The sequence below is a fragment of the Corallococcus sp. CA047B genome (assembly GCF_003612065.1).
Classification (GTDB): domain Bacteria; phylum Myxococcota; class Myxococcia; order Myxococcales; family Myxococcaceae; genus Corallococcus; species Corallococcus praedator.
This window is the reverse complement of sequence record NZ_RAWD01000355.1, coordinates 1-9,241: the sequence shown is the minus strand read 5'-3', so window position 1 is coordinate 9,241 and position 9,241 is coordinate 1. Positions and strand designations below refer to the sequence as shown.

8 protein-coding genes are annotated in these 9,241 nt (G+C 71.1%); 3 read left to right on the top strand and 5 right to left on the bottom strand.

Annotated features, from left to right (window positions below; genetic code table 11):
• The 3 genes from D7X74_RS35380 to D7X74_RS35370 form a co-directional block, all read right to left on the bottom strand.
• Nucleotides 1–954, bottom strand: a 954-nt coding sequence (locus D7X74_RS35380) for an aldehyde dehydrogenase family protein (protein WP_120537407.1), incomplete at its 3' end; no start/stop codon positions are given.
• Between the two features lie 66 nt (nt 955–1,020).
• Entirely contained in the window at nt 1,021–2,472 is a 1,452-nt protein-coding gene (locus D7X74_RS35375) for an aldehyde dehydrogenase family protein (RefSeq protein WP_120537406.1), read from the bottom strand.
• Nucleotides 2,473–2,511: 39 nt separating this feature from the next.
• Nucleotides 2,512–3,186: a TetR/AcrR family transcriptional regulator gene (locus tag D7X74_RS35370; protein WP_120537405.1), complete on the bottom strand. Its 675-nt coding sequence runs from the start codon at nt 3,184–3,186 to the stop codon at nt 2,512–2,514.
• A gap of 120 nt (nt 3,187–3,306) precedes the next feature.
• Between D7X74_RS35370 and D7X74_RS35365 the strand changes: the two genes are divergently transcribed.
• Complete coding sequence (locus tag D7X74_RS35365) at nt 3,307–3,927, top strand: phospholipase D-like domain-containing protein (protein ID WP_120537404.1); 621 nt, start codon at nt 3,307–3,309, stop codon at nt 3,925–3,927.
• An 83-nt stretch (nt 3,928–4,010) separates the two neighbouring features.
• Entirely contained in the window at nt 4,011–5,411 is a 1,401-nt protein-coding gene (locus tag D7X74_RS35360; RefSeq protein WP_120537403.1) for a sensor histidine kinase, read from the top strand.
• An 18-nt stretch (nt 5,412–5,429) separates the two neighbouring features.
• Here the strand turns inward: D7X74_RS35360 and D7X74_RS35355 are convergent, their stop codons facing one another.
• The gene (locus D7X74_RS35355) at nt 5,430–5,804 is read right to left on the bottom strand and encodes a helix-turn-helix transcriptional regulator (protein WP_120537402.1); all 375 of its coding nucleotides are present in this window, start codon (nt 5,802–5,804) and stop codon (nt 5,430–5,432) included.
• A gap of 428 nt (nt 5,805–6,232) precedes the next feature.
• Nucleotides 6,233–7,123 carry a nitronate monooxygenase family protein gene (locus tag D7X74_RS35350; protein WP_120537401.1) on the bottom strand — a complete coding sequence of 297 codons (891 nt, stop codon included), beginning with the start codon at nt 7,121–7,123 and terminating at the stop codon, nt 6,233–6,235.
• A gap of 238 nt (nt 7,124–7,361) precedes the next feature.
• On the opposite strand from D7X74_RS35350, the gene D7X74_RS35345 reads away from it, so the two are divergent.
• The coding region (locus tag D7X74_RS35345; RefSeq protein WP_233602397.1) for a HEAT repeat domain-containing protein at nt 7,362–9,241 on the top strand (1,880 nt) is incomplete at its 3' end.

The following is a 9,241-nucleotide window of genomic DNA, read 5'->3' as shown; positions in this document are numbered from 1 at the left end:
CTCCGCCACCGTCCGGTCCAACAGCCCGCTCACCCGCCGGAACGCCCCGTCATCCACCATGCGGCAGAAGTCTGGCGTCGCCCGCCGCGCCTCCTCCGTCTTCCCGTAGAAGCGCTCCAGCGCGGCCTTCAGCCCCGCGAGCAGCGCCTCCTCCTTCGACGCGTGCACCCAGACGTGATCCGGCGCGATGCACGTCTGCCCCGCGTTGAGGAACTTGCCCCACACAATCCGCTCCGCCGCCGTGTCCACGTCCGCTGACGCATCCACGATGACCGGCGACTTCCCACCCAGCTCCAGCGTCACCCCCGCCAGATGCCGCGCCGCCGCCTCCATCACCCGCCGGCCCACGCGCGGGCCTCCGGTGAAGAAGAAGTGGTCGAAGGGCAGCCGCAACAGCGCCTCGCCCACCTCCGGCCCGCCCTCCACCAGCGCCACCTCATCCGCCGGGAACACGTCCCGCAGCAGCTGCGCCAGGAAGCGCGCCGTGCCCGGCGTCTTCTCACTGGACTTGCACAGAACGGCGTTGCCCGCCGCCACCGCCGCCACCAGCGGCGACACCAGCAGGTGGAACGGGTAGTTCCACGGCGCCAGGATGAGCACCACGCCCTTGGGCTCCGGGTGCACTTCGCTCTTCGTGCCCGCGAGCAGCAGCGGCGCGCCCACCCTGCGCGGCTTCATCCACGCCTTCAGGTGCTTCTGCACGTGCGACAGCTCCAGCAGCACGGGGAGGATCTCCGTCGCCTCCACCTCCGCCGCGGGCTTGTGGAAGTCCTCGTGCAGCGCGTCCGCCAACTCCTCACGCCGCTCCAGGAGCAGTGCCTTGAGCTTCTCCAGCCGCGCCAGACGCTCCTTCGGCCCCGTCTTCGCCAGCTCCCAGCGGCGCGCCTGCAGGCGGTCGAACACCTCCTGCAGGTCTCCGGGGACCAGGGCCTCTTCCACTGACACCACGCGCATGCCGGCTCCTCTTTCCCTCGTCAGGCCCACCCTGCCGGGTGAACACCCCGCGAGCCGGCGAATTGCCTACTCCAGCATCCGGGTCGCGCGGGAGGCCCATTCCTGGGTCTTTCCCCGATACGGCGGGAAGAACACCGACGCCAGCGACTTCATCCACTGGACCATCACCGCCCGCTCATGGCTGAAGGTCTTGAACCCGTAGTGCCCGTGGTAGTTCCCCAGCCCGCTCATTCCCACCCCGCCAAACGGCAGGTTCGGGTTCGCCACGTGGATGAGCACGTTGTTCACCACCACCCCGCCCGACGTCGTGTGCTGGAGCACCTCCTCCACCACCTTCGAGTCCTGCGCGAACACGTACAGCGCCAGGGGCTTCCCGCCTTCGTTGATGTGGGCGTAGACCTCCTCGCGCCGCTCGTACGTCAGCACCGGCAACACCGGCCCGAAGATTTCTCCCTCCATGATGGGCATCGCCTTCGTCACCCCGGACAACACCGTCGGGGAGATGTACCGCGACGGCCCGTCCGCCGTGCCGCCCGCCTCCACCCTCGCCCCCGCGGCGACCGTGCGGTCCAACACCTCCTTGAGGCGCTTCCAGGCCGCCGGGTCCACCACGCGCGCGAAGTCCGGGCTCGCCTGCCGCTCCGCCTCCGTCGTGCCGTAGAAGCGCGTCAGCACTGCCTTGAACGCCTCCAGGAACGCCTGCTGCTTCGACGCCGGCACGTAGATGTAGTCCGGCGCCACGCACGTCTGGCCCGCGTTGACGAACTTGCCCCACGCCAGCGCCTCCGCCGTCGCCACCAGGTTCGCCGATTCATCGATGATGACCGGCGACTTGCCGCCCAGCTCCAGCGTCACGCTGGACAGGTACTTCGTCGCCGCCGCCATCACCTTGCGACCGATGTTCGGGTTGCCCGTGAAGAAGAAGTGGTCGAACGGATGCTGGAGCAGCGCCTCCGCCACATCCGCGCCGCCCTCGAAGGCCGCCACCTCGTTCTCCGGGAACACGTCCCGCGCAAGCTGCGCCAGGAAGCGCGACGTGTGCGGCGTCTTCTCACTGGGCTTGAACATCACCGCGTTGCCCGCCGCGATGGCCGCGATGAGCGGCGCCACCAGCAACTGGAACGGGTAGTTCCACGGCGACAGGATGAGCACCACGCCCTTGGCCTCGTAGCGCACGTGGCTGGACGCGCCCTTGAGCGTCAGCGGCGTCGCCACCCGCTTGGGCTTCATCCACCCCTTCAGGTGCTTCACCGTGTGGTTCAGCTCCTCCAGCGTCGGATGGATCTCCGTCAGCTCCACCTCCACCGCCGGCTTGCGGAAGTCCTGGTGGATGGCCTCCGCCAGCTGCGCGCGGCGCTGGATGATGGCCTCGCGCAGCTTGCGCAGCCGCGCGATGCGCTCCGCGGGCGTGCTGCGCGACAGGTTCCAGCGGTTGGCGCGCTGTGCTTCGAACACCGCGCGGATGCGTTCAATCTCCGCCGAGGGCTTGGGAAGGAGGGACGCGACGGCTTCCAGCATGACGGGCTCCGTTTCAAACAGACATGTACCGCGGGTGGGTCAGCGGGCCTGGAGCCCGCGAAGAAGGGTGGTGATGGCCGCCGTCAGCTCGGCGGTGAAGTCCACGCGCAGCGGGGCCATGTGCGGCAGCGTCAGCGCCTCGCGCGCCACCGGGGCGATGTCCGCCATCTGCCTCAGGCCCGTCACCAGCGCGTGCACATGGCGGATGAACTGCCCGGCGTCCTCGGCGGTGAGGAAGGGCAGGCGCTGCTGGAGGAGCCCCGCCGTCTCTCCCATGGAGATGAGCACGCGCTCCTTGAACCGCAGCGTCTGCTCCAGCGTCACGTTCTGCTCCAGCATCGTCTGCATCCGCGCGAGCAGCCGCGTGAAGGTCTCCTCACCCTCCAGCGACTGCGCCACCGTGCGCGCAAGCTGCTCCCCCGTCCACGCCCCTTCACCCTGCGCCAGCCGCTGGTTCAGCTTCGCGAACCACGCCGTCAGCAGGTCGTCCAGGAGCGCCAGGAACAGCGCCTCCTTCGTCGGGAAGTAGAGGAACACCGTCCCCTTGGCCAGGCGCACCCGCGCCGCCACGTCCGCCATCTTCACCTCGGCGAACGACGTGGCCTCGAACAGCGAGCGCGCCGCGTCCAGCAGCTCCCGCCGCCGCGCTTCCTTGTCCTCATCCCGCCTGGCACGCGGGGAAGCGAGTCGCCTGGGTTCCGTTGGGCCCACCATCACCCGGAGTTAAATGACCAGCGGTCATCCGTCAAGCTGACCGCCGGTCATTCATCCGGCGGCCAACGCTCCGGGGGAGAATGGCGCTGTGTGGTTGAGTGTGCGACGCTGGGTCACATCATGAGGCCCATCGACGCGGAGTTGCTGGCGGGCAGCGCGCTGTACCGGGAAGTCGTGCTGCGGAAGCTGGCCCACGCGCGGGAGTCGGTGTGGATCGCCACCGCCAACGTGAAGGCCATGTACGTGGAGGGCGCCCAGGGGAAGTTCGTGCCGCTGCTGGAGGTGCTGGACGGCCTGGCGGCGAGGGGCGTCGCGCTGCGGCTGCTGCATGCGGAGCTGCCCAGCCGGCCGTTCCGGGCCGCCTTCGACGCCCGGGCGCGGCTGGTGAAGGGCGGGCTGGAGATGAAGGTCTGCCCGCGCGTGCACTTCAAGGCGGTGGTGGTGGACGGGGCCTGGGTCTACCTGGGCAGCGCGAACCTCACCGGCGCGGGGCTGGGCGCCAAGGGGGACGACGTCCGCAACTTCGAGATGGGCTTCGTCACGGAGGACTTCGACGTCATCGACCGGACGACGGCCCTCTTTGACGCGGTGTGGAATGGCGCGGAGTGTCGAGGTTGCCGGCTTCGCGCGGTGTGTCCGGACCCCATCTTGCCCTCCGGCGTGGGACAGGCGAAGAAACAGGGTCGGAAGCAAGGCCGGGATGCAGTGAGACTGGGGCAGTCCCGGCGCTTGCGTCGTTGATGGGAGAGCACCGCATGAAGTCGTCCGCGCAGCGCCATCACGCACCTCCCTGCGCGCGACGCGCCTGGGGGGACTAGGCCCGGGTGGCGCTCCTCGGCTCCAAGGCGAACGGCGACGCGGGTGACGACGACCGTGGACGCCAGCTTCAGGTGAAGCGGCGCACCTACTGGTGGTGCGCGCTGTTCTTCACGCTGGGCTCCCTGGCGCACCCGCTGGTGCTGGGCGAGCTGCGGCCGGCGTACTTCCTGGTCCACCTGGGGTGGTCCGCGGCGTTCGTCGTGTTGGGCGCGCTGGTGGGCGCGGGGTGGATCCGTGGTCCGGAGAGCGGCATCGCGGCGGGCCTGGTGAGCCTGGTGGCGCTCTCGCTGAGCATCCACATCACCGGTGGCCTGGCGAGCCCGCTGTTTCCGTCCTTCTACACGGTGCCGCTGCTCGTCGCCGTCTTCACGCCGGGCCAGCGGCTGCCGGTGTGGTCCGCCATCGTGGGCACGCTGGGCGCGGTGGTGCTGATGACGTGGCTGTCGCACACGCCATGGTCGGCGTTCCTGGCCCGGTCCATCAGCCTGGGCTTCACGTTCCTGGTGTCCGCGTATGGCGCGGAGACCTTCCGCCGGCTCCAGGCCGCGGAGCGGTCCGCGCACGTGGAGCGCGTGGAGGCCCTGCGCAAGCTGGCGGACAGCGAGCTGCGCCGCGTGCGCGTGGAGCGCCAGCGCGCGGAGGTGGAGCGGCTGGTGGTGGTGGGGCAGCTGGCCGCGGGCGTGGCCCACGAGGTGAACAACCCGCTCGCGTACGTGAAGTCGAACCTGCGCTACCTGGAAGAAGAATGGGCGGAGGGCGTGCCCGCGGACCTGGACGACGTGCGGCGCGTGCTGGAGGAGACGCAGCAGGGCGTGATGCGCATCCAGCAGATCGTCACCGACCTGCGCATGTTCTCACGCGATGAGCCCGGCGGCATGGAGTCCTGCGACGTCCCGGCGACGCTCGCCGAAGCGCAGCGGCTGGCGTCGGTGCGCCTGCGCAGCCTGGGCGTGGTGGAGCGCGACGTGACGCCCGACCTCACCCCCGCGCGCATCACCCCCCGCCACCTGGTGCAGGTGCTGGTGAACCTGCTCATCAACGCCGCCGACGCGCTGGAGTCCATCCGCCCCAGCCGGCCCGCGCACGTGGTGCTGCGCGCGCGCATGGAGGACGGTCACGTGCGCGTGGAGGTGGAGGACAACGGTCCGGGCATCGCCGACGCCGTGCTGCCGCGCCTCTTCGAGCCTTTCTTCACGACCAAGCAGCCCGGACAAGGCACCGGCCTGGGACTGGCGCTGTGCCGCGAATACGTGGCGCGCGCCGGCGGAACGCTGGAGGCGGAGAACCGCGCGCAAGGCGGTGCGCGCTTCATCCTCCGGCTGCCCGCGGCGGGCGCTGCCTCCCAGCCGCCGCGCCGGGAAGTGCCCGCGCCCGTCGCCGAGGGCACGGAGCCCGTGGTCGAGTAGCGCGCGGACGTGCCTGGCTCATCGCTCCAGCGCGTGCGCGACCTGACCCAGCAGGCGCAGGCGCGGGGAGTCCAGCTTGCGCACGGTGCGCATGAGGCGGCGCACTTCCGGACGCTCGCGGTACTCCGGCGGATCCTCCGCGAGCTGCGGCGCGCCGTCCTCCGCCACCGTCGCCGTCGCGCTCAGCCCCAGCAGCACATCCGAGGAGCAGCTGAGCACCAGGCACAGCTTCCGCAACGTCCGGACGCTGGGCAGCATGTGACCGCGCTCCAGCCGTCCGTAGACCTCGGTGGCGATGCCGACGCGCTCGGCCACATCGGCCTGCGTCAGTTCCAGCCGCTGCCGGGACGCGCGGACTGCGTTTCCAATGAGGGTGGCCAGTCGTTGTTCCATGGCGTCGAAAACCTGTCGAAAGAGGAGCTTCTCCCCCCGCTTTTGAGACGGAGAGGTACCGGGGAGAAGTCGCTGCCTTGCGTGACCTCGTGAGACACAGATTACGAGTGGGGTCTGACATCTCGGGACGTGCGGACGAACGCCGCAAACCCGCGACAACTCGCGGTTTCCGCCGTTCCGATGCGCCCGTTTCGCAAGGCTTCCCGGGTGCTGTTTTCTTGCGTGATGCGAGCGTCGAACCGGGGTGGTAGGCGCGGGCGCGCGCTTCCCTCCCACGACGTCACGGGAAGGCCGTGCGAGGTCGCACGACCCGCGGGGTTGTTCCGCGAGGTTCTGGACGTTTCGAAGGGTCCGGGGAGACCGCGCGCTCCGGCAATCCTGCGCCGGAGCGGGTCTTCACCGCGGACGGTGCGGCGGTGGTGAACGCTTCAGCGCGCGTCGTCCACGGACGGCAGCGCGGCGCGCGCTTCGGCGTACTCGCGCACCATGCGCTCCACGACGGCGGCCGCGGGCAGCACGTCCTTGACGAAGGCCACGCCGTGGCCCGCGCTCCAGGTGTCCTTCCACGCCTTGCCCTGGCCCGCGCGGAAGCGCTCCAGCGCGTTCTTGAGGAAGTTGCCGTGCACGCCCGTGACCTCCTTCGTGTACTCCAGGTCCTCCGGGCTCGCGTCCACCAGCGCCTGCTTGTAGTCGGGCGCGGCGCCCGCTTCTTCCGTCGCGAGGAAGCGCGTGCCCAGGTACGCGCCGTCCAGGCCCATGGCGAGCGCCGCGGCCAGGTGGTGCCCCGTGGAGAGCGCGCCCGCGAGCACCACCGGGATGCCCAGCTCCTGCTTGAGCCACGGCCCCAGCACCAGCGGGCTCAGGTGGCCCGCGTGGCCGCCCGCGCCGGAGCCCACCGCGACGAGCGCGTCCACGCCCGCCTTCGCGGCCTTCTCCGCGTGGCGCAGCGAAATCACGTCGCTCCACACCTTGCCGCCGTACGCGTGCACGCGCTCCACCACCGGCGTGGGGTCTCCCAGGCTGGTGATGACGAGCGGCACCTTGCGCTCCACCGTCGCGGCCATGTCCTCCTCCAGCCGCTCGGCCCACTTGAGGATGAGGTTCACGCCGAAGGGCACATCCTTCGGGAACGTGGCGAGGAAGTCCCGGTACGCCTGCGCGGTTCTGTAGTTGAGCGACGGCACCGCACCGATGGCGCCCGCGCGGCCAGCGGCCTCCAACAGCGCGGCGTTGGACACCAGGAACATGGGGGCGGCGATGATGGGATAGCGGATGCCCAACATCCGGGTCACGGCGGTGTCGATGCGCGAAGGGGCCATGGGCGCATTGGAGCATGCGTGCGCGCGGGCGCGAGGCCGAAAAATCGGCCTGGGCGGCGTTGTCAATCGCAGCGTGTCTCCAGAGGGGAAAACCCCTGGTGTTTCCGTGGTTTACGTAGCACGTAGGGCTGACGTAAGGTGCGCCCCCCGGCCGAGGTCGGGAAAGCCGGGGGTTCCCTTCGGTGACGCGAACCGGGGAGCGCCGCCGAGCGTTTTTGCGGGGAGGCCAGACTCAGCCGTGAGTGACGAGCGTCCGGACGCGCTGCTCAAGAGCGCACTCGAAAAGATCGTCTACTTCGAGGCCCGTGCGCAGCAGTTGCATGGCGAGCTGGCGAACGCGCGCGACGAACTGTCGCACCTCAAGGAAGACCTGGCGCAAGCGCACCAGCGGGAGCTGGACCTGCGTCGGGAGCTGGCGGAGCTGGAGGTTCGCAGCGGCCGGGCCCTGGGGGAGCGCGAGGAGCTGACGCGGCTCAACCACGCGCTGCGGCTGGAGCGCAACCAGCTGATGGAGAAGCTGCTGGACGCCAGCCGCATCCATTCGTCCGGACAGCCGCGCGGCGCGTCCGACGACGATGACGACGAGCTGGGGTTCGACCTGGCGTCGTTCATCTCGCAGCTTCGCAGCGAGGTGATCCTCCGCAACGACACGGTGCCTCCGGTGCGCACGCCGCTGCGTGGGCCCGCGGTGCCGCTCAAGTCGCACGAGCCGCAGGTGCCGTGGACGGAGCGCCCCGCGCCGCCGGTGCCGCAGCGGGCCTCGGCGGCCTTCGTGGCGGGGGACTCGGGGCTGTCGCCGGTGGCGCGCGAGGCGCAGCGGCTGCAGAACGAGGGCCGGCTGCGGGTGAGTCCGGAGCAGATGGCGGAGTTGTCAGGCCACGCGGGCAGCCCCACGGACGAGACGCTGTTCGGGTTCTCGGTGCGGGAGCTGTCGGCGGCGGACGCGGCGGCGCGGGTTCGCGCGGCGGAGCGGCTGAAGGCGCTGGCGCACCCGGCGGCGGCGCCCGCGTTGGCGGCGGCGCTGCACGCGGAGACGGACGCGATGGCGCAGGTGGCGCTGCTCCAGGCGTTCGCGGGGCTGTGCCGGGAAGAGGGCGCCTCGGTGGTGTCGCCGCTGTTGTCGTCGCCGGTGCCGGAGGTGCGCATCGCGGCGCTCAAGGCGCTGCTGGTGCTGGCGCCCCGGGACGCGGCGCCGCATCTGGCGCAGGCGATGAAGGACTCGGACCGGTCGGTGCGCAGGCGCGCGTCGCTGCTGGCGCTGGGGCTGGAAGGGGAGACGGCGCGGCGGCTGGGCGAGGACGCCATCCACGACACGGACTCGGAGGTCCGCGCGCTGGCGGCGCTGGCGCTGGGCGCGGGTCGGGGTGAGAACGCGCGGGCGCTGCTGCTGGAGGCGCTGGATGACGGCGAGGTGCGCGTGCGCAAGGCGGCGGCGCAGAGCCTGTCGCGCATCCTGGGGCACGACGTGTCCGCGGTGGTCGCGCTGGATGATGCGCACCGGCGGCGGGAGATCCGCCGGCTGGCGACGCTGCCCGTGAAGCCCGTGCGCGCGACGCTGGAGGTGAAGACCGTGGCGCCCGTGAATCTGTCACTGGTGGCCGCGAGTGGCGCGCAGCCGGTGGGTGTCGCGCAGGCCGTGGGTGCTGTCTCGCCGCGGGCCAACGTGAACGCCGCGCAGGTGGCGGCGAGCGCGACGCAGCAGCCGAACGTGAACGCGGCGCAGTCGATGAACGTCCCTCCGCAGGCGGTCAACGTCGCGCTGCAGGCGAACGCGGCGCAGCAGGCGGTGCTGGATGCCGCGCAGCAGGCCTTGCGCATCGCCCAGGCGGCGAATGCGACGCAGCAGGCGAACGTGGATGCCGCGCAGGCCGCGGTGAGCGTCGCACGCCAAGCGGTGGCGAACGCTTCGTCGCAGGCCGCCGTGGATGCCGCGCACGCACAGGCCTCGAACGATTCGCAGTGGACGGTGGCCCCCGCGCTCGCGGTCGCCACCGTGGGCGTGTCCCGCGCCGCACCGTCCGTGATGCACGGTGCCATGGCCGCGAACGGCGGGGCCGTTTCCTTCGCCCCGGCATCCCCCCCGTCGCGGCCGGTCGCCTCCGTTCCGCCTCCTTCCGC

Coding starts and splice junctions, on each gene's coding strand:
- D7X74_RS35365 (WP_120537404.1), top strand. CDS start 3,307: ATGAGGCCCATCGACGCGGAGTTGCTGGCGGGCAGCGCGCTGTACCGG.
- D7X74_RS35370 (WP_120537405.1), bottom strand. CDS start 3,186: ATGGTGGGCCCAACGGAACCCAGGCGACTCGCTTCCCCGCGTGCCAGG.
- D7X74_RS35355 (WP_120537402.1), bottom strand. CDS start 5,804: ATGGAACAACGACTGGCCACCCTCATTGGAAACGCAGTCCGCGCGTCC.
- D7X74_RS35350 (WP_120537401.1), bottom strand. CDS start 7,123: ATGGCCCCTTCGCGCATCGACACCGCCGTGACCCGGATGTTGGGCATC.
- D7X74_RS35375 (WP_120537406.1), bottom strand. CDS start 2,472: ATGCTGGAAGCCGTCGCGTCCCTCCTTCCCAAGCCCTCGGCGGAGATT.